Genomic DNA, 25,083 nt, shown 5'->3' on the forward strand with positions numbered 1-25,083 from the left:
CGAGCCCCCAAAAGCGTCAGCGTTCGGCTGCGCGCTTGCCCTTGGCAAGCTGTGCACTATCCAGTAAGATTCGCCGTCTATTTTTCGCTGGGCGGCCTCTGAGGCTTTAGAGAATGAAAACTTTTACTGCTAAACCGGAAACAGTAAAGCGCGAGTGGTTCGTAGTCGACGCCGCTGGTCAGACCCTGGGTCGTCTGGCTACCGAAATCGCTAGCCGCCTGCGTGGCAAGCACAAGCCAGAATACACCCCTCACGTTGACACCGGCGACTACATCGTCGTCATCAACGCCGAGCAAATCCGTGTGACTGGTGCCAAGTCTTCCGACAAGATGTACTACTCCCACTCCGGCTTCCCGGGCGGTATCAAGGAAATCAACTTCGAGAAGTTGATCGCCAAGGCCCCTGAGCGTGTTATCGAAACCGCGGTCAAAGGCATGCTGCCGAAGAACCCGCTGGGTCGCGACATGTACCGCAAGCTGAAAGTGTACGCGGGTGCAGCTCACCCACACACTGCTCAGCAGCCTCAAGAACTGAAGATCTAACGGGATAGTTCATTATGTCGGCGACTCAAAACTACGGCACTGGCCGTCGCAAGACCGCAACCGCACGTGTATTCCTGCGTCCGGGCACTGGCAACATTTCCATCAACAACCGTTCTCTGGACGTGTTCTTCGGCCGCGAAACCGCTCGCATGGTTGTTCGCCAGCCGCTGGAACTGACCGAGACCGTTGAGAAGTTCGACATCTACGTCACCGTTTCCGGTGGTGGTGTCAGCGGTCAAGCCGGTGCAATCCGCCACGGCATCACCCGCGCCCTGATGGAATACGACGAAACCCTGCGTGGCGCCCTGCGTCGTGCTGGCTACGTCACCCGCGACGCTCGTGAAGTCGAGCGTAAGAAAGTGGGTCTGCGTAAAGCGCGTAAGCGTCCTCAGTACTCCAAGCGTTAATACCGCTTCGGCAGTCGAAAAAAGCCCGGTTCCTTTTTGGAACCGGGCTTTTTTTATGTCTTGAACTAACCTCTCTGTCAGTCCGTGGCCGTTTGTCGCATAGACACAGATCAAGCAAAGCGAGGGTTGTAGCCCGACGAGCGGGTAATCACCTTGTCAGCGTGTGGATTTGTTCCTTACCATTGCGGCCAATTTTTAGTGCCACAGACATACCTAAGTAGATGCCTGTTAGAGCAGGCCAAGCAAGCTGATGGGAGAGGACTGAATGAGCAATGACGGCGTCAACGCAGGCCGGCGCCGCTTCCTCGTAGCCGCGACATCCGTGGTCGGGGCAGCGGGGGCAGTGGGGGCTGCGGTACCGTTCGTGGGGTCATGGTTTCCCAGTGCCAAGGCGAAAGCCGCAGGGGCACCGGTGAAGGTCAATATCGCCAAGGTCGAGCCCGGCCAGCAGATGGTGGCCGAGTGGCGCGGTCAACCTGTATTCATCGTGCGGCGAACGGAAGAGATCCTCGGCAATCTGAAAAAGATCACCGGTGAGCTGTCCGACCCCGAATCCAAGGCGTCGGTGCAGCCGACCTACGTCGATCCGCAAGTTCGCTCGATCAAGCCCGAGATCCTCATCCTGGTCGGCCTGTGCACGCACCTGGGTTGCTCGCCGACGTTCCGTCCTGAAGTCGCTCCCGCCGACCTCGGCCCGAAATGGGTCGGTGGCTATTTCTGCCCGTGCCACGGTTCGCACTACGACCTGGCTGGCCGGGTCTACAAGTCCCAGCCGGCGCCTCTCAACCTGCCAGTGCCACCGCACTCGTACGAGTCGGACGAAATCATCGTCATCGGCGTCGATCAGGAGAACGCATGATGAGCAAGTTCATGGAGTGGATCGATGCGCGCTTCCCCGCGACGAAGATGTGGGAAGACCATCTGAGCAAGTATTACGCGCCCAAGAACTTCAACTTCCTGTACTTCTTCGGCTCCCTGGCACTGCTGGTGCTGGTCAACCAGATCGTCACCGGCGTGTGGCTGACCATGAGTTTCACCCCCTCGGCGGAAGAGGCCTTCGCCTCGGTCGAGTACATCATGCGCGACGTCGAGTACGGCTGGATCCTGCGCTACCTGCACTCCACCGGCGCCTCGGCGTTCTTCATCGTGGTCTACCTGCACATGTTCCGCGGGCTGCTCTACGGCTCCTACCAGAAGCCACGCGAGCTGGTCTGGCTGTTCGGCATGCTGATCTACCTGGCGCTGATGGCCGAGGCGTTCATGGGCTACCTGCTGCCGTGGGGCCAGATGTCCTACTGGGGCGCCCAGGTGATCATCTCGCTGTTCGGCGCGATCCCGGTCATCGGTGACGACCTGACCCAGTGGATCCGCGGTGACTACCTGATCTCCGGCATCACCCTGAACCGCTTCTTCGCCCTGCATGTGGTGGCCCTGCCGATCGTGATCCTCGGCCTGGTGGTGCTGCATATCCTGGCGCTGCATGAAGTGGGGTCGAACAACCCCGATGGCGTGGACATCAAGAAGAAAAAGGACGAGAACGGCATCCCGCTGGATGGCATCCCGTTCCACCCGTACTACACCGTCAAGGATATCGCCGGCGTGGTGGTGTTCCTCTTCGTGTTCTGCGCGGTGGTGTTCTTCTTCCCGGAAATGGGTGGCTACTTCCTGGAAAAACCGAACTTCGAGCAGGCCAACGCCTTCAAGACCCCTGAGCACATCGCGCCTGTGTGGTACTTCACGCCGTTCTACGCGATCCTCCGTGCGGTGCCCGACAAGCTGTTCGGGGTCATCGCCATGGGGGCGGCGATCGCCGTGCTGTTCGTGTTGCCCTGGCTCGACCGCAGTCCCGTGCGCTCCATGCGTTACAAAGGCTGGCTGAGCAAGATCTGGTTGCTGGTGTTCTGCGTGTCCTTCGTCATCCTTGGCGTGCTGGGCGTACTGGCGCCAACCCCGGGGCGTACCTTGCTGTCGCAGGTGTGCACGGTGTTGTACTTCGCCTACTTCCTGCTGATGCCGTTCTACACAAGGCTCGAGAAGACCAAACCGGTTCCGGAAAGGGTGACTGGCTGATGAAAAAGTTGATTGCAGTATGCTTGCTGGCACTGATGCCTAGCCTGTCGTTCGCCGCCGAACATGGCCTGGAACTGGACAAGGTCGATATCGACCTGACCGACAAGGCCGCGATGCAGGATGGCGCGCGGACCTTCGCCAACTATTGCATGGGTTGCCACAGCGCCAAGTTCCAGCGTTACGAGCGCGTCGCCGACGACCTGGGAATTCCCCACGAGCTGATGCTCGAGAACCTGGTGTTCACCGGCGCCAAGATCGGCGACCACATGAAGATCGGCATGCAGCCGAACGATGCCAAGACCTGGTTCGGCGCCGCGCCACCCGATCTGACCCTGGTCGCCCGGGTGCGTGGCAACGACTGGCTGTACACCTACCTGCGCAGCTTCTACGAGGACAAGTCGCGGCCTTACGGGGTGAACAACAAGGTCTTCCCCAACGTCGGCATGCCCAACGTGCTGGTGGGCCTGCAGGGCAACCAGGTGATCGGTTGCAAGCAGGTGCAGACCGAGGTCGACGGCAAGAAGCAGTTCGACCCGCTGACCGGCAGCCCGCTGACCCATGAGGCGTGCGACCAGCTGACCGTGGAGGAGAAATCCGGTACCCTGACGGCCGAGCAGTTCGACGAGAAGGTCAAGAACCTGGTGACCTTCCTGGCCTATTCGGCCAACCCGGTCAAACTGGAAAGCCAGCGCATCGGTACCTACGTGTTGCTGTACCTGGCTTTCTTCTTCGTGTTCGCCTACTTGCTCAAGCGCGAATACTGGAAGGACGTGCACTGATCACGCAGTAGTTTCTGGTAGTTGAACGCGCCCGGGGGGCTCCAGCGATAGTGCTGGGGCGCCCCGGGCGCGTTTTCATTTACAGTTTTACAAGCATCCCGTGCGAGGAGGCGCTACATGGGCGCAACCAACAGGTTAGCCTGCTATTCCGACCCCGCTGATCATTACTCTCATCGGGTCCGCCTGGTGCTCGCGGAAAAAGGCGTCACGGTGCAGATCATCGATGTCGACGCCAATCGCCTGCCGCCCAAGCTGATTGAAGTGAACCCTTACGGCAGCCTGCCGACCCTGGTCGATCGCGACCTGGCGCTGTACGAGTCGACCGTGGTGATGGAGTACCTCGAGGAGCGTTACCCGCATCCGCCGCTGATGCCGGTCTACCCGGTGGCCCGGGGCAACAGCCGCCTGCTGATGCACCGCATCCAGCGTGACTGGTGCGCCCTGGCCGACACCGTGCTCGATGCGCGCAGCAGCGAGGCGGCACGCACCCAGGCGCGCAAGGAACTGCGCGAGAGCCTGACCGGCGTGGCCCCGCTGTTCGGCGAGATGGCCTGCTTCATGAGCGAGGAGCAAAGCCTGGTCGATTGCTGTCTACTGCCCATTCTCTGGCGTTTGCCGGTGATGGGGATCGAATTGCCGCGGCAGGCCAAGCCGCTGCTGGATTACATGGAGCGACAGTTCGCCCGCGAGCCTTTCCAGGCGAGCCTGTCCGCTGCCGAACGTGAAATGCGCAAGGTTTAAGAGGAACCGTTGATGAACTCCAGTCGCCCCTATCTGGTTCGTGCGCTGTACGAGTGGATCGTCGACAACGATTGCACGCCGCATATGCTGGTCAATGCCGAGTATCCGGCAGTCCAGGTGCCCCAAGGTTTCGCCAGCGATGGCCAGATCGTCCTGAACATTTCCCCCAGTGCCGTGCGCAGCCTGCACATGGACAACGAGGCGGTGAGCTTCGAAGGCCGCTTCGGCGGCGTGGCGCACTCGCTCTATGTGCCGGTCGGCGCCATCCTCGGGATCTACGCCCGGGAGAACGGCCAGGGCATGGTCTTCGAACTGGAGCCGCCGCTCGAGGACGAGGATGATCTTGAAGACGACGCCGTGGAGCCGGATGACCAAGGTCCGCCCGAGCCGCCGCGCCCGAGTGGCCGTCCAAGCCTGAAGGTGGTCAAGTAAGCCACGCCGCAAGGCGATCCCGGCCTCTACGCGAGCCTCATGGGCTGTCAACGGATGAGTGAAAGGAATCAGCGTAGTGGCGGGGATCGGCAGGAGATGTTGGCGGGGGTTACTGCTGTGCGGCGTAGCCATCGCCGTGGGGGTGTTGGTCTGGTTCGCCTGGTTGCAGGTCAGGGCGCACCAGATGCAGTGGGCCATCGAGCGTGTCGGCGGCTATGCAGTGCTGCACGACACTCGGTCGCAACCTGACCCCGACGAAGTGCTGTTTCTCAGGGCATTGTCGTTGAACCCTACGCCAGCCTTGCGCGAGTGGGTGATGAAACCTGAGATCTGCCGCGGCGTGGACGCTCGATGCGCCCTGGTCAACCTGGCCATGCTCAACTTCATGATGCTCGGCATGCCGGACGAGTTTTCAAGTCTGAAAACCCTCGATCTGTATATCAACCATTGGAAGGATCAGGGTGGTAAGGGATGTCCGGCGGTCGAGGAGATTTCCGCCATGGTCCGGGACTCCAGCCGGGCCTTGACCCTGCAGGGCGATGCGCGGGCCAGCTCGGCCCAGGATGCCTTCACGCGCTTTCAGGCACCGGGTGGAATGCTGGGAGCAATGGACTCGAACGCGTGCAAAGCCTACTTTGCGAACAAACCCTTCATGGCCCGAGCCTATCTGGCTCACCTGGGATACCTACAGGCACTGGCACAAGGCAGGAACTCCATGCAGGCGGCCTACCTGCTCAGCTTGCCCACGGTATTTTCGATTCTCAAGTACGAAGGGCCTTGAGCGCATACCTGGGTTTTGTGACAGCTGTTGGCTATTTATCATCGCCGATTGACATATCGTAACCAATTTCAGAAGCTCACGACTTGCAGCCGAAGGCTGCCTCCTGGCCTGAGGCCGAAGTAACCTGGCCAGTGGCGCGCGACCGCCTCTGGCTCGATGGGGCCTTGCGGCCAGGCAGTGCAGCGACACACCGGTCGACCCAGGACGGGCGACCCGACAACAAAAACAAGAGTAGTCATCGACATGGATGTGAGATGTGATCAGCTCAAGGCGCTGACGGGCACCCTGTGCCTGGCGTTCGCCACCGGACTGCCGCTGTCTGCTGCGGCGGCCTACCAGGAAACCGGTCGCCCGGGCGACCCCGCCAGCTGGCGGTCGGCCGAGTACCAGCAGGACTGGGGCCTGGAGCGCATGCAGGCGAGCCAAGCCTATGCCGCCGGCATCACCGGCGCCGGGGTCAGCATCGGCGCCCTGGACTCGGGGTTCGATGCCGCCCATCCCGAAGCCAGTCCCGGACGTTTTCACTCGGTTACCGCCACCGGCCAGTATCTGGACGGCACTCCGTTCAGCGTGTCCGGGGTGCTCAATGGCGCCAACGACAGCCATGGCACCCATGTCACCGGCACCATGGGTGCGGCCCGTGATGGCGCTGGCATGCATGGCGTGGCCTTCAATGCCCAGGTCTACGTGGGCAACACCAACCACGACGACAAGTTTTTGTTCGGTCCCGGCCCTGACCCCAAGTATTTCAAGGCGGTCTACGATGCCCTGGTGGACGCCGGTGTGCGGGCCATCAACAACAGCTGGGGCAGCCAGCCCAAGGATGTTAGCTACCAGACCCTGGACGGCTTGCGCGCGGCCTATGCCCAGCATTTCCAGCAGGACACCTGGCTCGACGCCGCCGGCGACGTGGCGCGCCGCGGCGTGATCAACGTATTCAGCGCCGGCAACAGCGGCTATGCCAACGCCAGCGTGCGCTCGGCGCTGCCGTACTTCCAGCCGGAGCTGGAAGGTCACTGGCTGGCAGTGTCGGGCCTGGACAAGAACAACCAGCAGAAATACAACCAGTGCGGCATCGCCAAGTACTGGTGCCTGGCGACCCCGGGCGCGGCGATCAGCAGTACCGTGCCCGGTGGCGGCTACGCCACCTACAACGGCACCTCGATGGCCGCACCTCATGCCACAGGGGCCTTGGCCCTGGTCATGCAGCGCTATCCCTACCTGAACAACCAGCAGGCCCTGCAAGTGCTGCTGACCACCTCGCGCCAGCTTGACGGCTCGCCGACTCAGGGACCCAGCGAGCGGGTAGGCTGGGGCGTTCCGGACCTGGGCCGGGCGTTGCACGGCCCCGGGCAGTTGTTGGGTGAATTCGACGTCAACCTGGGGCGCGGGCAGGGCGATACCTGGAGCAACGGCATCTCCGACCAGGCCTTGGTGCAGCGTCAAAGCGAGGACGCCGCGGAACGCCAGGCCTGGCAGCAGACCCTCAAGGATCGCGGCTGGGAGCATGGCCTGGCAGCGGGCGCCAGCCAGCAGGATCGCAGCGACTATGCCCTGGGCATGGCCCGCGACGCGGCTGCCGCGCAGCGGGTCTATCAGGGCAGCCTGGTCAAGTCCGGGGCTGGCTGGCTCGAGCTCACGGGGGACAGCAGCTACCGCGGCCCGACCCGCGTCGATGGCGGCCTGCTGGCGGTCAACGGCAGCCTGCAATCGGCGGTGACGGTCAACGCGGGCGGTACCCTGGGCGGTAACGGGCGGGTCGGCGCCCTGACCGCCAGCGCCGGGGGCGTGGTGGCCCCGGGTAACTCCATCGGCATCTTGAGTGTCGCTGGCAACCTGGACTTGCAGCCGGGCTCGACCTACCGGGTGGAACTGTCGCCCACGGCCAGCGACCGGCTCGTCGTTGCTGGTCAGGCCAGTGTCGGCGGCGCCAATCTCAGCCTGGAGTCCCAGGCGCGGCCCAACCTGTTGGCCGGCGGCCCGGTATCCAGCCTGGTGGGGCGCCAGTTCGACATCCTGCAGGCCGCGGGTGGCGTCAACGGGCGCTTCGCCCAGGTCGAGCCCGACTACCTGTTCCTGGGGACCTTCCTCGATTATTCGGCCAACGGCGTGCAGCTGGACGTGACGCGTAGCGCCACGACGTTCGCCAGTGTTGGCGCCACGCCCAACCAGCGCGCCAGCGGCGGCGCCGTGGAGCGGCTGGGGCCGGGCAATCCCGTGTATGAAAGCCTGCTGCTTTCGACCTCGGCGGACCAGGCCCGGGACGGCCTGCGTCAGCTGGCCGGGGAGATCTACCCGGCGCTGGACTCGATGCTGCTCAGCCAGGGCTCGGTCTTGCGCGACACCTTGGGCGAGCGCGTGCAAGGTCCTGCCCTGAATGCCAGCGTTTCTGGAGCGAGTGCCAGCGAGCCAGGTTCGACCCAGCTCTGGCTCAAGGGCCTGGGCAGCTGGGGACGCATCGAGGGCGTGCAGGGCAGCGAATCCTATACCAGCTCCCTGGGCGGCATGCTGCTGGGCGTGGACCATGACTTCGACGAGCAGACCCGGGCCGGCCTGGCCGCAGGCTACAGCGACAGCTCCCTGGGCATGGGCGGCAGCCACTCCCGGGCCACGGTCGACAGCTACCACCTGGGCGCCTATGCCCGCCACGACCTGGACCAGTTGCGCCTGAGCCTGGGTGCCAGCCACAGCTGGCACCGTGCCGAAGTCCGGCGCGACCTGGCCTATGGCGAGGTGTCTGGCCGCCAGCGCGCACGGATCGATGCCCGCAGCCAGCAGGTGTTTGCCGAGGCGGCCTATCGCCTGGCATTGCCTGCAGTGCAGCTGGAGCCTTTCGCCAACCTGACCTACCAGCACCTGGAACGCGACGGCTTCCACGAGAAAGGCGATGCCGCGGCGCTGCATGCCGGTGACGAGCAGCGTGATGCCTGGCTCAGCACCTTGGGCCTGCGTGGGCGCGAGCAATGGCAACTGGGCCCGCAGCAAGACCTGCAGTTGGCGGCAAGCCTGGGCTGGCAGCACCGTCTGAGCGGCACCCAGGATCGCGAGCACCTGGCTTTCGCCGGCAGCGACCTGCCGTTTCGGGTGGAGACTGCGCCGGCCTTGCGCGATGCCGCGCTGGTGGGGCTACAGGCACGGGTGGGACTGACCCGCGACCTGGACCTGAGCCTGGACTACCAGGGGCGCCTGGCCAGTCGCGAGCAACAGCATGGTGCAGGGCTCAACCTGCAATGGCGGTTCTGAAGCGCCCTGGCGTGATACGGGCCAGGCGTTGCAACACGGAGTGTGACCAACGCGGTACTAAACCAAAACAAAACTAAGGAAGGTTGTAGTGAAGCAAGTCAGAAAGGATGACAGCGCACTCGCGCAGGGCTGGGCCCTGGCCCCGTTGGGGCGGGCATTGGTGGGTTGGGTGGCGCTGATGGGCACGGCCCAGGCCGCGCCCTACGTGGAGAGTGGCCGGCTGGGCGACGCCAGCAGCTGGCGCAGCAGCGAGTTCAAGGCCGACTGGGGGCTGGGGGCGATCCACGCCGACAGCGCCTATGCCGCCGGCTACAGCGGCAAGGGGGTGAAGCTGGGGATCTTCGACCAGCCGGTATATGCCCCGCACCCCGAGTTCGCCGGCAAGGACAAGATCGTGACCCTGGTCACCAGCGGCATCCGCCAGTACACCGACCCCTACATTCCGGTGAAGGCCGGCGATGCGTTCCGCTATGACGGCAGCCCGTCGGTGGGCTCGGACGGCAAGCTCGGCTCCCACGGCACCCACGTCGGCGGGATCGCCGCCGGCAACCGTGACGGCGAGTCGATGCATGGCGTGGCCTACGCTGCGCAGATCATCAGCGCCGACAACGGCGACCCCGGTCCCGAGGACGGCATCGTCCTGGGCAACGATGGCGCGGTGTACAAGGCCGGCTGGGACAGCCTGGTGGCCAGCGGCGCGCGGATCATCAACAACAGCTGGGGCATCGGCATCACCGACCGCTTCGCCAAGGGCGGGCGCAATCCGGACTTCCCGCATTTCACTGTGGACGATGCGCGGGCACAGTTCGCGCAGATCCAGCCGCTGCTGGGTACCTTGCCCGGCGGCGCCTATGACGGGGCCATCGCCGCCGCCCGCAGTGGAGTCCTGACGATCTTCGCCGCCGGCAACGACTACAACCTGAACAACCCCGACGCGATTGCCGGCCTGGGTTATTTCGTCCCGGACATCGCCCCGAACTGGATGACCGTGGCGGCGTTGCAGCAGAACCCCGACACCAGCAGCGCCAACCCGTACCTGGCCAGCACGTTCTCTTCCCGTTGCGGCTATACCGCAAGCTTCTGCGTCTCGGCTCCCGGTACCCGGATCTACAGCGCGGTGATCGGCGGTACCAGCCTGGAAGACCTGACCCAGGGCTACGCCAACAAGAACGGCACGTCCATGGCCGCACCCCATGCCGCCGGCGCGGCGGCGGTGCTGATGGAGCGCTTCCCCTACATGAGCGGCGCACAGATCGCCAGCGTGCTGCGCACCACCGCCACCGACATGGGCGCGCCCGGTATCGATGCCTTGTACGGTTGGGGCATGATCAACCTGGACAAGGGGATCCGCGGTCCGGGCATGTTGGTCACCGAGCAGGATATCCCCGAGGAGTTCCGCATCGCCGGTGGCTACGGCCCGAGCCAGTTCGTGGTCGATCTGCCGGGTGTCGGCGCCGTGGTCGATGCCGGCAGGCCGACCCAGCGGCTTTGCAACGACCTCAGCTGCGTGCTGGACCTGTGGAGCAACGATATCTCCGGCCATGGCGGCCTGACCAAGCAGGGCATCGGTACCCTGGTGCTCACCGGCAACAACACCTACGCAGGTCCAACCCTGGTCAACCAGGGGCGGCTGGCGGTCAATGGCTCGCTGCAATCGACGGTGACGGTCAATGACGGCGGCGTGCTGGGTGGCAATGGCCGGATCGGCGCGCTGGTGGTCAACCGTGGTGGCGTGGTGGCGCCAGGCAACTCCATCGGCACCCTGCGCGTGGGCTCCGACGTGACCTTCCAGCCGGGCTCGACCTATGCCGTGGAAGTGGATGCCACTGGCGCCGACCGTCTGGTCAGCGATGGCACGGTTTCGGTAAACGGTGCGAACCTGGCCCTGGACCTGCAGAACCCCGGGGTTTCGCTGCAGTCCCAGCAGGCAACCAGTCTGGTGGGGCGTCAGTTCGACATCCTGCAGGCCGCAGGCGGCGTGCAGGGCGGTTTTGCCGCTGTGCAGTCCAACCTGCTGTTCCTCGGTGGTGGCCTGGCCTATACCGGCACCGGGGTGCAGTTGGCGGTGCAACGTAGCGCCAGCTTCGCCAGTGTCGGCTTGACCGCCAACCAGCGTTCGGTGGCCGCGGCCGCCGATCGGCTCGGTGCGGGCAATCCGGTCTACGAGAGCCTGCTGTTGTCGGCCGATGCCGGTAGCGCTCGGCAGGCGTTCGATCAGCTGTCCGGTGAGATCCACCCGGCGGTGGGCAACCTGCTGCTCAACGACAGCCGCCAGTTGCGCGACGCCGTGGGCGAGCGTACCCGCCAGCAGGGCGTCGCCGCCGCTCCGGCCTTGGACGGCCAGGGCAACGGCCTGTGGGTCAAGGCCCTGGGGGCCTGGGGCAAGGCCGACGGTGACTCCGGGCATGCGCGCTACAGCAGTTCGATCGGCGGCATGCTGCTGGGTGTCGATGGGCAGATGAGCGAGGACACCCGCCTCGGCGTCTTCACCGGCTACAGCGACAGCTCGCTGAGCATGGGCGATGGTCGTCATTCCTCGGCCAGCGTCGACAGCTACCACCTGGGTGCCTATGCCGGCAAGGAACTGGAGCAGGTGCGCCTGAGCCTGGGCGGCAGCCACAGCTGGCACCGCATCGAGACCAAGCGCGAGCTGCAGTACAACGAGGTCAGCGATCGCCAGAAGAGCAAGCGTGATGCGCAGAGCACCCAGGTGTTCGGCGAGGCCGCCTGGAAGGTCGCGGTGCCGGGCATGGCCCTGGAGCCGTTCGCCAACCTGGCCTATGTGCATATCGCCAGCGACAGCTTCAAGGAACATGGCGGCGCCGCCGCGCTTGAGGGGGGGCGGGATAACCGTGATGCCTGGCTCTCGACCCTGGGCATGCGCGCCGGCAAGCAGCTGCAGTTGTCCAGCGGCCAGGCGGTGGAGCTTTCCGCCACCCTGGGCTGGCAGCACAACCTGAGCTCCACCGGGTCCGACCAGCACCTGGCCTTTGCCGGCCAGGGCGATACCTACAAGGTCCAGGCGCTGTCCCTGGACCGTGATGCGGCGGTGGTCGGCGCACGGGCGGGGATCAGCCTGGGGCGTCAGGCCCGGGTCAACCTCGACTACAACGGACTGCTGGGTAGCCGCGACAAGAGCCACGGGGTCGGCCTGACCCTGGACTGGGCGTTCTGAGGCCCTGAAAAGCAAAACGCCCGATGCTGTGCATCGGGCGTTTTGCTTGAACAGCCATTCGCAATTACAGGTCCTTGATGCTCTGCACCTGGTCCTTGTTGATGCGGGTCGGCTTGCCGTCCAGTTGCTTGAACTCGTAGAAGCCGGAGTTGCGGTCGAAGTGCGGAGTGTCGGTAGTCTGCAGTTCGCGGCCATCGTTGAGGGTGATCACGCTCGGGGTGGAGCAGCCGGCCAGGGTGGCGAAGGCGCCGATCAGCAGGGCAGGCAGCAGCAGCTTTTTCATGGGGAACTTCCTGGATCAGAGGGAAAAGGCGAGCGTCATGACGCCCGCCGAAGGGTTGTCAGTCGATGTATTCGAACAATTTGACGATCTTCTGCACGCCCGACACGCCCTGCACCACGTTGGTGGCGGCGTTGGCCTCCTGCTGCCGGACCAGGCCGAGCAGGTAGACAATACCGTTCTCGGTGATCACCTTGATGCGCGAGCTGGGGACGCTTTCGTCGGTCAGCATCTGGGTCTTGATCTTGGTGGTCAGCCAGGCGTCGTTGTTGCGCGCCAGGATCGACGACGGTTGTATCACCTGCAGCTCGTTATGCACCTTCTTGACCCGCTGTACCTGGCCGGCGGTCTGCTCGGCAAGGGACTTGAGGTCGGCGCGCGGGGTCTGGCCGGCGAGCAGCACCACGCCGTTGTAGCTGCTGACGACAATGTGCGAGCCCTTGTCCAGCTCCGGGTTGGCCTTGGCGATGTTGACCGAGACCTTGGTCTCGATCAGCGAATCGTCGATCTTGCTGCCGATGGTGCGGGTGCCGCGGTCGTCCTCGATCGGCGAGTTGCGGGTCGAGGTCAGCACGGAACTGCACCCGGAGACACCCAGGCACAGGGTTAGGGCCATCAGGCCGAGACGCTTGGAGATCATTCTTCACTCCCGAACAGTTGGCTGTCGATCAGGTCGCACAGACAGTGGATCGCCAGCAGGTGGACTTCCTGGATGCGTGCGGTCACGGTCGAGGGTACGCGGATTTCCACGTCCTCGGGCAGCAGCAGCGAGGCCATGCCGCCGCCGTCGCGCCCGGTCAGGGCAACGACGATCATTTCGCGGTCATGGGCGGCCTGGATCGCCTGGATCACGTTGGCCGAGTTGCCGCTGGTGGAGATCGCCAGCAGAACGTCGCCGGGCTGGCCCAGGGCGCGGATCTGCTTGGAGAAGACTTCGTTGTAGCTGTAGTCGTTGGCGATCGAGGTGAGCGTGGAGCTGTCGGTGGTCAGGGCGATGGCCGGCAGGCTCGGGCGCTCGCGCTCGAAGCGGTTGAGCAGCTCCGACGAGAAATGCTGGGCGTCGCCGGCCGAGCCGCCGTTGCCGCAGGCGAGCATCTTGCCGTCGTTAAGCAGGGTGTTGACCATGACCAGGCTGGCCTGCTCGATGTAGGGTGCCAGGATGTCCATTGCCTGTTGCTTGGTGTCGATGCTGTTCTGGAACAGTCGGCGGATTCGGGATTGCATGTCCATCTGGGTGACCTTAAGAGGGGCGGTGGCCTTTGCTACGCGCAACAGTGACCAGCCCGCGAAACATAGAGCTAGAAAATCGAATTGGGTTCAGCATTCGAAGGCGTTTTTCAGCCATTGAAGCGGTTGCCCCGCATGTCCCTGGCCCTGCAGGGCGACAACGTCGAAACGGCAGGGGTGGGTGGCCCAGCGGGGCGCTTGCTGCAGGAAGAGGTTGGCGGCCAGCGCCAGTCGCTGCTGCTTGCGCCCATCGATACTGGCGAGCGCTCCGCCGAACTCCGCATGCAACCGGTAGCGGACTTCGACGAATACTACTGTATCGGCATCGAGCATGACCAGATCGAGCTCGCCCCGCTTGCATCGCCAGTTGCGCGCCAGCAGCCGCAGACCTTGCCCCTGAAGGTACTCAAGGGCGTGGTCTTCGGCGGCCTGGCCGGCGTGGCTGGGCGATGCGCCGGGCATCAGCGCGGCGTGTCCGGCAGGCGCTTGACCTGGCCGCCGGCGAACTCGGCCCATGGCAGCTGGCGCTCGACGCGCTGGCTGGCGTTCATGCTCAGGCTGCCCGACAGGCCTTCGACGCGGTTGTCCGGCAGTGCCTTGAGCTGGCCCAGGCGTGGCGCCAGGCTGTAGGCGTCGACGCCCATGGCATACAGGCGGCCGAGGCTGCCGGCGGCCTGTGGCCACTGCTGCACGACCTGCTGGCGCAGGCTGTTGCTGCTGTCCAGCAGCCACGGCGTTTCGCAGAAGCGGATACCGTTCATGTCGTTGTACTGGTTCACGTCGCCGCTGGCGCTGTACAGGTTGGAGGTGGCGTAGACCGGCACGTCGCCGGCGTACTGGAAGTTCAGCGTCGGCTTGATCTGCTGGGCCTGTTGCGGCGTCGAGGCGAGGAAGATGAAGTCGATGTCCTGGCGGCGCGAAGGCTGGGCGGCGATGTTGCCGCCGACGGTGCTCTGCAGGCTCTTGGCGCGGCCTTCGCTCTGGCGCAGCTGGAACAGGTCGGCGATCTGCTGGGCGAGCGCGACCGGCTGGGCAATGCGTTGGGCGCTGATCAGGGTGCCGCCATTGCCTTCCCAATCCTGGCGGAAGGCAGCGAGCACGCGGTCGCCCCACTCGCCGCTCGGCACCAGGGCCACGGCGCGGACCATGCCGTCGGCGCGGGCGCGGCGGGCGACTTCGCGGGCTTCGTCCTCGGCGGCCAGGCCGAACTGGAACAGTTGCGGCGGGGCTTTCTGGCCGGCGTCGGCGTAGTTCAGGGCCAGGGTGGTGATGGGCAGTTGCGGGTAGGCGGCGAGTTTCTTGACCAGCGGTTTTTCCAGCGGGCCGACCACCAGTTGCACGCCGGCGGCCTGGGCCTGGCGGTAGAAGTCATCGAGGGAGGTGATGCGCGAGCTGTCGAACACTTGCACGGCCGGGGCCGGCTGGCCACCTTGCTGGGCCTGGAAGTGGGCGGCCATGAAACCGTCGCGCAGGGCGCGGGCGACACCGGCCAGCGGGCCCTCTTGAGGTAGCAGCAGGGCGATCTTGGTCAGCGGCTGGCTGGCCAATTCCTTGAGCTTGACCAGGGCGGTCGGCAGTTGCCTGGCCGCCGGGTGCTCGGGGTGTTGCTGGCGCCAGCTGTCGATGGCGGCTTGTTGCTGCTCCAGGGTGCCGGCGCGCTTCACGGCGAGGGCCAGGCTGGTCCAGCCGGCCAGGGTCTCGTTGGCGGCGGGCTGCTGCAGCTGTTCGGCGGGCAGCGAGGCGACCAGGGCCCAGGTCGCGTCGTTGTTGGCGGCGGCGGCCTGCTCGCTGAGCAGCGGCGCCAGTAGCACGCGCTGCTGGGCGGCGGCCAGGGCCTGGCCGTCGGCTTCGAGGGCGGCGGCATGGACGCTGTAGGTACGTGCCTGCTGCTCGGCCGGCAGTTCGCCGACGCGCTGCAGGCTCGGGTGGCCGAGGGCGGTCAGGGCGGCCTTGGGCTGGTTGCGGCTCATGGCCAGTTCCGCGGCCAGGGTCGAGGCGAACACCTGCTGGGCGGGCTTGAGCGGTTCCAGCTGGACCTGCTCGAGGATCCGGGCCGCGCGCGGGAAGTCCTTCTGCTTGTATGCCAGGTCCGCGGCGCTCAGGCGCAGCAGGGCCGCGTCCTCGGCGGACTTGCTGGAGGCCGCCTTCTCGAGCAGTTGCTCGATGCTGGCGTCCGGGGTGCGCGGCAGTTCGCCCAGGCTGGATGAGGGCGAGCTGGCGCAGGCTGCCAGCAGGGCAGCGAGGCAGAGGGCTGTGAGCAGCCGCAGACAAGCGATCATGTAAAGGTCCTGTTACTCGATCAAGTTGGCCGGCAATTGTACCCAAGCGGGGGGCGGGGCGCGATCTCGTCGACACTGATCCTTCACTATAGGTGGCCGCCGGCTGCGCCGGGGGTGAAGTTCTTTGCGCCCTGTTACCGGCGCTCGGGCTACAATGCGACCTTTGATCCGGAAAGCAGGTGTGCGCAGTGACTGATGTTGCAGGGGTTTCGAAATCCACGTTGGGCAAGCTGTACGTCGTCGCCACGCCCATCGGCAACCTCGACGACATGAGCGCCCGGGCGCTCAAGGTGCTGGCCGACGTGAGCCTGATCGCCGCCGAGGACACCCGTCACTCGGTGCGCCTGCTGCAGCATTTCGGCATCGACACCCCGCTGGCGGCCTGCCATGAGCACAACGAGCGCGACGAAGGCGGGCGCTTCATCACTCGCCTGCTGGCCGGCGACGATGTGGCGCTGGTGTCCGATGCCGGCACGCCGCTGATTTCCGACCCGGGCTATCACCTGGTGCGCCAGGCGCGGGCCGCCGGGGTGCAGGTGGTGCCGGTGCCCGGCGCCTGTGCGTTGATCGCTGCGCTGTCGGCGGCGGGGCTGCCGTCGGACCGCTTCATCTTCGAGGGCTTCCTGCCGGCCAAGGCCGCCGGGCGCCGGGCGCGCCTGGAGCAGGTCAGGGAAGAGCCGCGCACGCTGATCTTCTATGAGGCGCCGCATCGCATCCTCGAGTGCCTGCAAGACATGGAGGCGGTGTTCGGCGGCGAGCGTCCGGCGCTATTGGCCCGCGAGATCACCAAGACCTTCGAGACCCTGAAGGGGTTGCCCCTGGCCGAGCTGCGCGCGTTCGTGCAGGGCGACAGCAACCAGCAGCGTGGCGAGTGCGTGGTGCTGGTAGCTGGTTGGAGCGCGCCGGAGGGCGAGCAGGCGATCAGCGCCGAGGCCCAGCGCGTGCTGGACTTGCTGCTGGCCGAGCTGCCGTTGAAGAAGGCCGCGGCATTGGCGGCCGAGATTACCGGGGTACGCAAGAACCTGCTCTACCAGTTGGCGCTGGAAAAACAGAAAACCCATTAATGGCGTAATGACATTGTTTGTCACATCGCTTGTTCTTGGGCGCGCCTACCGGTAACCTTGTCGGCGGAGAGTCGATCGGACAGTCGCTGCCGTCTTTTGTTCCGCAAGAGGCGGGGGAGGAAAGTCCGGGCTCCATAGGGCAGAGTGCCAGGTAACGCCTGGGAGGCGCGAGCCTACGGAAAGTGCCACAGAAAACAACCGCCTAAGCACTTCGGTGCCGGTAAGGGTGAAAAGGTGCGGTAAGAGCGCACCGCACGGCTGGCAACAGTCCGTGGCTAGGTAAACCCCACTCGGAGCAAGACCAAATAGGGTTCCATACGGCGTGGCCCGCGTCGGAACCGGGTAGGTTGCTAGAGGCGTCCAGTGATGGCCGTCGTAGAGGAATGACTGTCCTCGACAAAACCCGGCTTACAGATCGACTCTCCACCTCTTCCCTCCCTGCTTGAATCGATAGCAGAAGCGTCCTGGTAATACCGAAAAATTCTTACTCTTAATAAATCACTTTAACTTCGCACTCTATCCGCTTGAGTGTGTTTGATTTTTCCCGTCAGTTTTCTTCTCCGGCAATCCTTCCACCTTCCTTTGTTGAGCTAAATCGCCGTCCTGTAAGGGATTTCCTTATGAACGTGCCTTGACGGTGTGGCGGGCGGATTCCTATAGTGTGCGCAAGTGGCAGAAAGTGGGATGAAGTGGGTTTTCTGACACAAAAAAGCTAACATTGTGGGGAATCGCAGCCGTGTTCCGCGGAGCCAACGCCGTCAGCCTCGATGCCAAGGGCCGTCTCGCCATGCCGAGCCGGTACCGTGACGAGCTCGATTCGCGTTGCAATGGTCAACTGATCGTGACCATCGACGCCGTTGACCCCTGCTTGTGTGTTTATCCCCTCGATGAGTGGGAACAGATAGAAGCCAAGTTGCGCGCCTTGCCGTCGTTGCGTGAGGAAAACCGTCGCCTGCAGCGTTTGCTGATCGGTAACGCGGTTGACCTGGAGCTCGACGGCAGTGGGCGTTTCCTGGTGCCGCCGCGCCTGCGTGAGTACGCCAAGCTGGACAAGAAGGCGATGCTGGTGGGGCAGCTGAACAAATTCCAGCTGTGGGATGAGGACGCCTGGAACGCGGTTTCGGCAGCCGACCTTGCAGCTATTCAACAACCGGGCGCCATGCCCGATGATTTGCGTGACCTGATCCTGTGACCATAGATAGCGGCTTCAACCACATCACCGTCCTCCTCGACGAAGCCGTCGAGGCCTTGGCCCTGCGCGCCGACGGTTGCTATCTGGACGGCACCTTCGGGCGCGGCGGCCACAGCCGCCTGATCCTCAGCAAGCTCGGGCCGCAAGGGCGGCTGCTGGGGTTCGACAAGGATCCACAGGCGATTGCCACCGGGCAAGCGCTGGCGGCCGAAGACGGCCGCTTTGTCATTGTGCAGCGCAGCTTTGCCGAGCTGGGCGCCGAGGTGGCCGAGCGCGGCCTGGCAGGCAAGGTCAGCGGCATCCTGCTTGACCTGGGCGTGTCTTCGCCGCAGCTCGATGACCCCGAGCGTGGCTTCAGTTTCCTCAACGACGGCCCATTGGACATGCGCATGAACCCGGACCAGGGCATCAGCGCCGCCGAGTTCATCGCCACTGCGCCGGTCGAGGAAATCGCCCGTGTGTTCAAGGAGTATGGCGAGGAGCGTTTCGCCGGGCGCATGGCGCGTGCCGTGGTCGAGCGTCGCGAGAAGCAGCCGTTCACCCGTACCGCCGACCTGGCCGAAGTGCTCAAGGTCGCCAACCCGGCCTGGGAAAAGGGCAAGAACCCGGCAACCCGCGCCTTCCAGGGCTTGCGCATTCACGTCAACAACGAACTGGGTGACCTCGAGACGGGCCTTGAAGCCGCGCTCGATGCCCTCGAAGTGGGCGGCCGCCTGGCGGTGATCAGCTTCCACTCGCTGGAAGACCGTATCGTCAAACTGTTCATGCGCAAGCTGGTCAAGGGCGAGGCAGACAACCTGCCGCGCAACCTGCCGGTGCAGCACAAGACCTTCGAGCCGAAGATCAAGCTCATCGGCAAGGCGCAGTTCGCCTCCGAAGCCGAGCTCAAGGCCAACCCGCGATCGCGCAGCGCCGTGATGCGGGTGGCGGAGAAGTTGCGGTGAGCCGGCTGTTTGCCAAACCTTTGCCAGGCGGAAGCTTCCTGATGCTTCTGCTGTTCGTCGCCGTCCTGATTTCGGCCATTGCCGTCTCCTACAGTGCCCATTGGAATCGCCAGCTGCTCAACACCCTGTACGGTGAGCTGAGCGAGCGCGACAAGGCCCAGGCCGAGTGGGGCCGGCTGATCCTCGAGCAAAGCACCTGGACCGCCTCCAGCCGTATCGAGAGCCTGGCCTCCGAGCAGCTCAAGATGCGCGTGCCCGCTGCTGACGAAGTGCGGATGGTGGCGCCATGATGAAGCTCGAGGGCGCGCTCTACCCCTGGCGGTTCAGGGTGGTGATCGGCTTGCTGGCGCTGATGGTCGGTGCCATCTGCTGGCGCATCATCGACCTGCAGGTGGTCGACCGTGACTTCCTCAAGGGTCAGGGCGATGCCCGCAGCCTGCGCCATATCCCCATTCCCGCGCACCGTGGCCTGATCACCGACCGCAATGGCGAGCCGCTGGCCGTCAGTACCCCGGTCACTACCTTGTGGGCCAACCCCAAGGAAATGCAGGCGGCCAAGGAACGCTGGCCGCAACTGGCCGCCGCGCTCGGGCAGAACCCGCAGCAGCTGACCGAGCGCCTCACCCAGCAGGCCAGCAAGGAATTCATCTACCTGGTCCGCGGCCTGACCCCGGAGCAGGGCCAGCACGTGCTCGACCTGAAGGTGCCTGGCGTGTACGGCCTGGAAGAGTTCCGCCGCTTCTATCCGGCCGGCGACGTCACCGCGCACATGGTCGGCTTCACCGATCTGGACGACCATGGCCGTGAAGGCGTCGAGCTGGCCTACGACGAATGGCTCGCCGGGGTGCCCGGCAAGCGGCAGGTGATCAAGGACCGGCGCGGCCGGCTGATCAAGGACATCCAGGTAACCAAGAACGCCAAGGCCGGCAAGACCTTGGCGTTGTCGATAGACCTGCGTCTGCAATACCTGGCCACCCGCGAACTGCGCAACGCCATCGCCGAACAGGAAGCCAAGGCCGGCAGCCTGGTGATCATGGACGTCAAGACCGGCGAGGTCCTGGCCATGGTCAACCAGCCGACCTACAACCCGAACAACCGTCGCAGCATGTTCCCGGCGGCCATGCGCAACCGGGCGATCATCGACGTCTTCGAGCCGGGCTCGACGGTCAAGCCGATCTCCATGAGCGCCGCGCTGCAGAGCGGCCGCTGGAAACCCACCGACAAGGTCGAGGTGTATCCGGGCAGCCTGCAAATTGGTCGCTACACCATCAAGGACGTGTCCAGAAGCGAGGGCCCGATCCTCGACCTGACGGGCATCCTGATCAACTCGTCCAACGTCGGCATGAGCAAGATCGCCTTCGATATCGGTGGCGAGGCCATCTACCGGGTGATGTCCCAGGTCGGTCTGGGCCAGTACACCGGCCTGGGCTTCCCAGGCGAACGCGTCGGCAACCTGCCCAACCACCGCGAGTGGCGCAAGGCCGAGACCGCGACCCTGTCGTACGGCTACGGCGTGTCGGTGACCGCCCTGCAACTGGTGCATGCCTACGCCGCGCTGGCCAACGACGGCAAGATGGTGCCGCTGTCGATCCTCAAGGTCGACAAGGCGCCGGAAGCCGTGCAGGCCATCCCCAAGGAAACCGCCGAAACCGTGCAGGCCATGCTGCAGCAGGTGATCGAGGCGCCGCGCGGGGTGTTCCGCGCCCAGGTGCCGTTCTATCACGTGGGTGGCAAGTCGGGTACCGCGCGCAAGGCCACCGTCGGCTCCAAGGGCTACACCGAGAACGCCTACCGTTCGCTGTTCGCCGGCTTCGGCCCGATGAGCGACCCGCGCTACGCCATCGTCGTGGTCATCGACGAGCCGAGCAAGGGCGGCTACTTCGGCGGCCTGGTCTCGGCCCCCGTATTCAGCAAAGTAATGTCGGGCACCTTGCGCCTGATGAATGTACCGCCGGACAACCTGCCGCCTTCGACGCAGCAAGCCAGCGCAGTACCCGCCAAGGGAGGGCGAGGTTGATGACGATGCCATTGAGCAAACTGTTCGCCCATGCCAGCCGCGATCCGTTGATCCGCGAGCTGACCCTGGACAGCCGCGCCGTGCGTCCAGGCGACCTGTTCCTGGCCGTGCCGGGGGCCAAGGTCGATGGTCGCGCGCACATCGCCGATGCCCTGGCCCGTGGCGCCGCCGCGGTGGCCTATGAAGAGCAGGGCGCCAGCGTGCTGCCGCTCACCGATGCGCCGCTGATTCCGGTCAAGGGTTTGATTGGCCAGTTGTCGCAGATCGCCGGGCGCTTCTATGGCGAGCCGAGCCGTCAGCTCGACCTGATCGGCGTGACCGGTACCAACGGCAAGACCAGCGTGACCCAGCTGCTGGGCCAGGCGCTCGACGCCTTGGGCAAGCGCTGTGGCCTGATCGGCACCCTCGGCACCGGCTTCTACGGTGAGCTGCAGAGTGGCCGCCTGACCACGCCCGACCCGATCGCCGTGCAGTCGACCCTCGCCGACCTGAAGAGTGCGGGTGCCAAGGCCGTGGCCATGGAGGTGTCGTCCCATGCGCTCGAGCAAGGCCGGGTGGCCGCGCTCGATTTCGATATCGCAGTGATGACCAATCTGTCCCGCGACCACCTGGACTACCATGGCAGCATGGAGGCCTACGAGGCCGCCAAGGCCAAGTTGTTCGCCTGGCCAAGCCTGCGCGCCCGGGTGGTCAACCTGGATGATGAGTTTGGGCGTCGCCTGGCAGACGCTCCAGCCACATCGCGCCTGATCAGCTACAGCCTGCAGGATTCGGCGGCGACGCTGTTCTGCAAAGAGGCTGTCTTCAACGATGATGGCGTGCGCGCCGTGATCGTCACCCCGCAGGGCGAGCATGTGCTGCGCAGCCGCCTGCTGGGGCGTTTCAACCTGAGCAACATGCTGGCGGCGGTAGCCACGCTGATGGCGCTGGATTACCCGCTGGACGAAATTCTCAAGGTCACCCCGCAACTGCATGGGCCGGTCGGCCGCATGCAGCGCCTGGGCGGCGGTGACAAACCGTTGGTGGTGGTCGATTACGCCCACACCCCGGATGCCCTGGAAAAAGTACTCGAAGCCCTGCGCCCGCACGCTCACGGCAAGCTGCTGTGCCTGTTCGGCTGTGGTGGCGATCGTGACGCCGGCAAGCGCCCGCTGATGGCCGAAGTGGCCGAACGCCTGGCCGATCGTGTGCTGGTAACCGACGACAACCCGCGTAGCGAAGATCCCCTGCGGATCTTCGACGATATTCGCCCCGGATTCGCTCAGCCTGCTGCCGTAGCGTTCGTCGCTGGCCGTGGCGCGGCCATTGCCCAACTGATCGCCAGTGCCAGTGTCGACGACGTGATCGTCCTGGCTGGCAAGGGGCACGAGGATTACCAGGAGATCAATGGCCAGCGCCATGACTTCTCCGACCTGGTCGAAGCCGACAAGGCACTTGCAGCCTGGGAGGCGCCACATGCTTAAGCCGATGATCCTCAGCCAACTGACCGGCGCCCTGAGTGCGCGCCTAGCAGGTGCCGACGCCAGCTTCACCGGCGTGAGCATCGACAGCCGCACCGTCGCTGCCGGCCAACTGTTCGTCGCCCTGACCGGCCCGCGCTTCGATGGTCACGACTACCTGGCCGACGTCAAGGCCAAGGGCGCGGTCGCCGCGCTGGTCGAGCGCGAAGTCGCCGGTGTCGACCTGCCGCAGCTGCTGGTCGCCGACTGTCGCGTCGCCCTCGGTCAGCTCGGCGCGTTGAACCGTGCCGCCTTCGACAAGCCGGTGGTGGCCATCACCGGTTCCAGTGGCAAGACCACGGTCAAGGAAATGCTCGCCGCGATCCTGCGTACCCGCGGGCCGGTGCATGCCACCCGGGGCAACCTGAACAACGACCTCGGCGCACCGCTGACCTTGCTGGAGATCGCTCCGGAGCACAGCGCCGCGGTGATCGAGCTGGGCGCCTCGCGCATTGGCGAGATCCGCTACACCGTCGGCCTGACCCGGCCGCAGGTGGTGATCATCAACAACGCCGGTACCGCCCACGTCGGCGAGTTCGGTGGTCCGGAGAAGATCGTCGAAGCCAAGGGCGAGATCCTCGAAGGCCTGGGCGAGGGCGGCACGGCCATCCTCAACCTGGCCGACAAGGCGTTCGAGATCTGGCGCAAGCGGGCGGGCGCTCACCGCATCTTCAGTTTCGCCCTGGACAACCCGCAAGCGGACTTCCACGCCAGCGACATCGGGCGCGACGCCCGTGGCTGCCCGTCGTTCACCCTGCACGGTCCGAGCGGCAGCGTCCCGGTGCAGTTGAACCTGCTCGGCACCCACAACGTCAGCAACGCCCTGGCCGCCGCCGCCGCCGCCCATGCCGTTGGTCTGAGCCTGAGCGGCATCGCTGCGGGCCTTGCCGCCGTGCAACCGGTCAAGGGCCGCACCGTGGCGCAGATTGCGCCCTGCGGCGTGCGGGTCATCGACGACAGCTACAACGCAAATCCCACCTCGATGTGCGCCGCCATTGATATACTCGCCGGCTTTTCCGGACGCACCGTCCTGGTGCTCGGGGATATCGGCGAACTGGGACAATGGGCCGAGGAAGGCCACCGCCAGGTGGGCGACTACGCCCGCGGCAAGGTCGACGCGTTGTACGCGGTGGGCACCAACATGGCCCATGCAGTCAAGGCGTTCGGCGCCAATGGCCGCCATTTCGCTACTCAAGCTGAGCTGATCGCTGCCGTTGGCGCCGAGAATACCAGCGATACCACTATCTTGATCAAGGGCTCGCGCAGCGCTGCGATGGAAAACGTCGTGGCCGCACTGTGTGGTGCCAGCGGGGAGAAACATTAATGCTGCTGCTGTTGGCTGAGTATCTGCAACAGTTCCACAAGGGCTTCGCGGTCTTCCAATACCTGACCCTGCGCGGGATCCTGGGTGTGCTGACCGCGTTGTCCCTGGCCCTGTGGTTGGGCCCGTGGATGATCCGTACCCTGCAGATCCGCCAGATCGGTCAGGCCGTGCGTAACGACGGCCCGCAATCGCACCTGTCCAAATCCGGCACCCCGACCATGGGCGGCGCGCTGATCCTGTCGGCCATCGCCATCAGCACCCTGCTGTGGGCCGACCTGACCAACCGCTACGTATGGGTGGTGCTGATCGTCACCCTGGCGTTCGGCGCCATCGGCTGGGTCGACGACTACCGCAAGGTGATCGAGAAGAACTCCCGTGGCCTGCCGAGCCGCTGGAAGTATTTCTGGCAGTCGGTGTTCGGCCTGGCCGCGGCGATCTTCCTGTACAAGACCGCGCCGACCAGCGTCGAGACCACGCTGATCATCCCGATGCTCAAGGACCTGGCAATTCCGTTGGGTGCCGGGTTCATCGTGCTGACCTATTTCGTCATCGTCGGTTCGAGCAACGCGGTCAACCTGACTGACGGCCTCGATGGCCTGGCGATCATGCCGACGGTGATGGTCGGCGGTGCCCTGGGCATCTTCTGCTACCTGTCGGGTAACGTGAAGTTCGCCGAATACCTGCTGATCCCGTACGTGCCGGGCGCGGGCGAGCTGATCGTGTTCTGCGGCGCGCTGATCGGCGCCGGCCTGGGCTTCCTGTGGTTCAACACCTATCCGGCCCAGGTGTTCATGGGCGACGTCGGCGCCCTGGCGCTGGGCGCGGCCCTGGGCACCATCGCGGTGATCGTCCGCCAGGAGATCGTCCTGTTCATCATGGGCGGCGTGTTCGTGATGGAAACCCTGTCGGTGGTCATCCAGGTGGCGTCGTTCAAGCTCACCGGCAAGCGCGTGTTCCGCATGGCGCCTATCCACCACCACTTTGAACTCAAGGGTTGGCCCGAGCCACGGGTGATCGTCCGCTTCTGGATCATCACCGTGATTCTGGTGCTGATTGGCCTTGCCACCCTGAAACTGAGGTAAACGAG

The 25,083-nt window shown here is 64.9% G+C and carries 23 protein-coding genes and 1 other RNA gene; 19 read left to right on the forward strand and 5 right to left on the reverse strand.

Translation table 11 applies throughout. The features are described 5' to 3' along the window. The first annotated feature begins 113 nt into the window (after window positions 1-113). The 10 genes from rplM (at window position 114) to HU751_RS13205 (ending at window position 12,170) form a co-directional block, all read left to right on the forward strand. Window positions 114-542 carry a 50S ribosomal protein L13 gene (gene rplM, locus HU751_RS13160; protein ID WP_008097538.1) on the forward strand — a complete coding sequence of 143 codons (429 nt, stop codon included), beginning with the start codon at window positions 114-116 and terminating at the stop codon, window positions 540-542. 14 nt (window positions 543-556) lie between these two features. Further along, window positions 557-949: a 30S ribosomal protein S9 gene (rpsI, locus tag HU751_RS13165; RefSeq protein WP_003260797.1), complete on the forward strand. Its 393-nt coding sequence runs from the start codon at window positions 557-559 to the stop codon at window positions 947-949. A 265-nt stretch (window positions 950-1,214) separates the two neighbouring features. Beyond that, window positions 1,215-1,808: a ubiquinol-cytochrome c reductase iron-sulfur subunit gene (gene petA / locus HU751_RS13170; protein WP_023628711.1), complete on the forward strand. Its 594-nt coding sequence runs from the start codon at window positions 1,215-1,217 to the stop codon at window positions 1,806-1,808. After that, window positions 1,808-3,019 carry a cytochrome b gene (locus HU751_RS13175; protein ID WP_046857021.1) on the forward strand — a complete coding sequence of 404 codons (1,212 nt, stop codon included), beginning with the start codon at window positions 1,808-1,810 and terminating at the stop codon, window positions 3,017-3,019. The genes petA and HU751_RS13175 overlap by 1 nt, the downstream gene beginning before the upstream one ends. Beyond that, window positions 3,019-3,798 (forward strand): cytochrome c1, encoded by a 780-nt coding sequence (locus HU751_RS13180; protein ID WP_050703833.1) that lies wholly within the window; start codon window positions 3,019-3,021, stop codon window positions 3,796-3,798. Before HU751_RS13175 ends, HU751_RS13180 begins: the two co-directional genes overlap by 1 nt. A gap of 117 nt (window positions 3,799-3,915) precedes the next feature. After that, complete coding sequence (locus HU751_RS13185; RefSeq protein ID WP_028689758.1) at window positions 3,916-4,539, forward strand: glutathione S-transferase N-terminal domain-containing protein; 624 nt, start codon at window positions 3,916-3,918, stop codon at window positions 4,537-4,539. A gap of 12 nt (window positions 4,540-4,551) precedes the next feature. Beyond that, window positions 4,552-4,971 (forward strand): ClpXP protease specificity-enhancing factor, encoded by a 420-nt coding sequence (locus HU751_RS13190; protein WP_050703835.1) that lies wholly within the window; start codon window positions 4,552-4,554, stop codon window positions 4,969-4,971. Between the two features lie 184 nt (window positions 4,972-5,155). Continuing rightward, on the forward strand, window positions 5,156-5,752 hold the full coding sequence (locus HU751_RS13195) for a hypothetical protein (protein WP_217862543.1): 597 nt from the start codon (window positions 5,156-5,158) through the stop codon (window positions 5,750-5,752). Between the two features lie 243 nt (window positions 5,753-5,995). After that, window positions 5,996-8,995: an autotransporter serine peptidase EprS gene (gene eprS / locus HU751_RS13200; RefSeq protein WP_186731937.1), complete on the forward strand. Its 3,000-nt coding sequence runs from the start codon at window positions 5,996-5,998 to the stop codon at window positions 8,993-8,995. A gap of 178 nt (window positions 8,996-9,173) precedes the next feature. Further along, complete coding sequence (locus HU751_RS13205; RefSeq protein ID WP_225933320.1) at window positions 9,174-12,170, forward strand: autotransporter outer membrane beta-barrel domain-containing protein; 2,997 nt, start codon at window positions 9,174-9,176, stop codon at window positions 12,168-12,170. A gap of 64 nt (window positions 12,171-12,234) precedes the next feature. Here the strand turns inward: HU751_RS13205 and HU751_RS13210 are convergent, their stop codons facing one another. The 5 genes from HU751_RS13210 to HU751_RS13230 form a co-directional block, all read right to left on the reverse strand. Beyond that, the gene (locus HU751_RS13210; protein WP_028689754.1) at window positions 12,235-12,453 is read right to left on the reverse strand and encodes a YgdI/YgdR family lipoprotein; all 219 of its coding nucleotides are present in this window, start codon (window positions 12,451-12,453) and stop codon (window positions 12,235-12,237) included. Window positions 12,454-12,511: 58 nt separating this feature from the next. Continuing rightward, window positions 12,512-13,090, reverse strand: a complete 579-nt coding sequence (locus HU751_RS13215; RefSeq protein WP_050703839.1) for a BON domain-containing protein — start codon at window positions 13,088-13,090, stop codon at window positions 12,512-12,514. Continuing rightward, window positions 13,087-13,680 carry a phosphoheptose isomerase gene (locus tag HU751_RS13220; RefSeq protein ID WP_050703840.1) on the reverse strand — a complete coding sequence of 198 codons (594 nt, stop codon included), beginning with the start codon at window positions 13,678-13,680 and terminating at the stop codon, window positions 13,087-13,089. The genes HU751_RS13215 and HU751_RS13220 overlap by 4 nt, the downstream gene beginning before the upstream one ends. A gap of 87 nt (window positions 13,681-13,767) precedes the next feature. After that, on the reverse strand, window positions 13,768-14,139 hold the full coding sequence (locus tag HU751_RS13225) for a YraN family protein (RefSeq protein ID WP_186731939.1): 372 nt from the start codon (window positions 14,137-14,139) through the stop codon (window positions 13,768-13,770). Further along, window positions 14,139-15,956 carry a penicillin-binding protein activator gene (locus HU751_RS13230; protein ID WP_186731940.1) on the reverse strand — a complete coding sequence of 606 codons (1,818 nt, stop codon included), beginning with the start codon at window positions 15,954-15,956 and terminating at the stop codon, window positions 14,139-14,141. Before HU751_RS13230 ends, HU751_RS13225 begins: the two co-directional genes overlap by 1 nt. Window positions 15,957-16,144: 188 nt before the next feature. Here HU751_RS13230 and rsmI point away from each other — a divergent pair, with 188 nt between their 5' ends. From rsmI to mraY, 9 genes are all read left to right on the forward strand, one after another. Further along, entirely contained in the window at window positions 16,145-17,020 is an 876-nt protein-coding gene (gene rsmI / locus HU751_RS13235) for a 16S rRNA (cytidine(1402)-2'-O)-methyltransferase (RefSeq protein ID WP_186731941.1), read from the forward strand. Between the two features lie 67 nt (window positions 17,021-17,087). Continuing rightward, window positions 17,088-17,447: RNase P RNA component class A (rnpB, locus tag HU751_RS13240), an RNA gene on the forward strand. A gap of 309 nt (window positions 17,448-17,756) precedes the next feature. After that, window positions 17,757-18,212 carry a division/cell wall cluster transcriptional repressor MraZ gene (gene mraZ / locus HU751_RS13245; protein WP_011535546.1) on the forward strand — a complete coding sequence of 152 codons (456 nt, stop codon included), beginning with the start codon at window positions 17,757-17,759 and terminating at the stop codon, window positions 18,210-18,212. Next, the gene (gene rsmH, locus HU751_RS13250; RefSeq protein ID WP_435767514.1) at window positions 18,209-19,156 is read left to right on the forward strand and encodes a 16S rRNA (cytosine(1402)-N(4))-methyltransferase RsmH; all 948 of its coding nucleotides are present in this window, start codon (window positions 18,209-18,211) and stop codon (window positions 19,154-19,156) included. The genes mraZ and rsmH overlap by 4 nt, the downstream gene beginning before the upstream one ends. Beyond that, window positions 19,153-19,446 (forward strand): cell division protein FtsL, encoded by a 294-nt coding sequence (gene ftsL, locus HU751_RS13255; RefSeq protein WP_028689746.1) that lies wholly within the window; start codon window positions 19,153-19,155, stop codon window positions 19,444-19,446. The genes rsmH and ftsL overlap by 4 nt, the downstream gene beginning before the upstream one ends. After that, window positions 19,446-21,173, forward strand: a complete 1,728-nt coding sequence (locus HU751_RS13260) for a peptidoglycan D,D-transpeptidase FtsI family protein (RefSeq protein ID WP_162232950.1) — start codon at window positions 19,446-19,448, stop codon at window positions 21,171-21,173. The genes ftsL and HU751_RS13260 overlap by 1 nt, the downstream gene beginning before the upstream one ends. Further along, entirely contained in the window at window positions 21,173-22,636 is a 1,464-nt protein-coding gene (locus tag HU751_RS13265; protein WP_186731942.1) for a UDP-N-acetylmuramoyl-L-alanyl-D-glutamate--2,6-diaminopimelate ligase, read from the forward strand. The genes HU751_RS13260 and HU751_RS13265 overlap by 1 nt, the downstream gene beginning before the upstream one ends. Next, entirely contained in the window at window positions 22,629-23,996 is a 1,368-nt protein-coding gene (locus tag HU751_RS13270; protein WP_186731943.1) for a UDP-N-acetylmuramoyl-tripeptide--D-alanyl-D-alanine ligase, read from the forward strand. Before HU751_RS13265 ends, HU751_RS13270 begins: the two co-directional genes overlap by 8 nt. After that, window positions 23,996-25,078: a phospho-N-acetylmuramoyl-pentapeptide-transferase gene (gene mraY / locus HU751_RS13275; RefSeq protein ID WP_028689742.1), complete on the forward strand. Its 1,083-nt coding sequence runs from the start codon at window positions 23,996-23,998 to the stop codon at window positions 25,076-25,078. Before HU751_RS13270 ends, mraY begins: the two co-directional genes overlap by 1 nt. Window positions 25,079-25,083: the final 5 nt, after the last annotated feature.

The sequence above is a fragment of the Pseudomonas peradeniyensis genome (genome assembly GCF_014268935.2).
GTDB lineage: Bacteria > Pseudomonadota > Gammaproteobacteria > Pseudomonadales > Pseudomonadaceae > Aquipseudomonas > Aquipseudomonas peradeniyensis.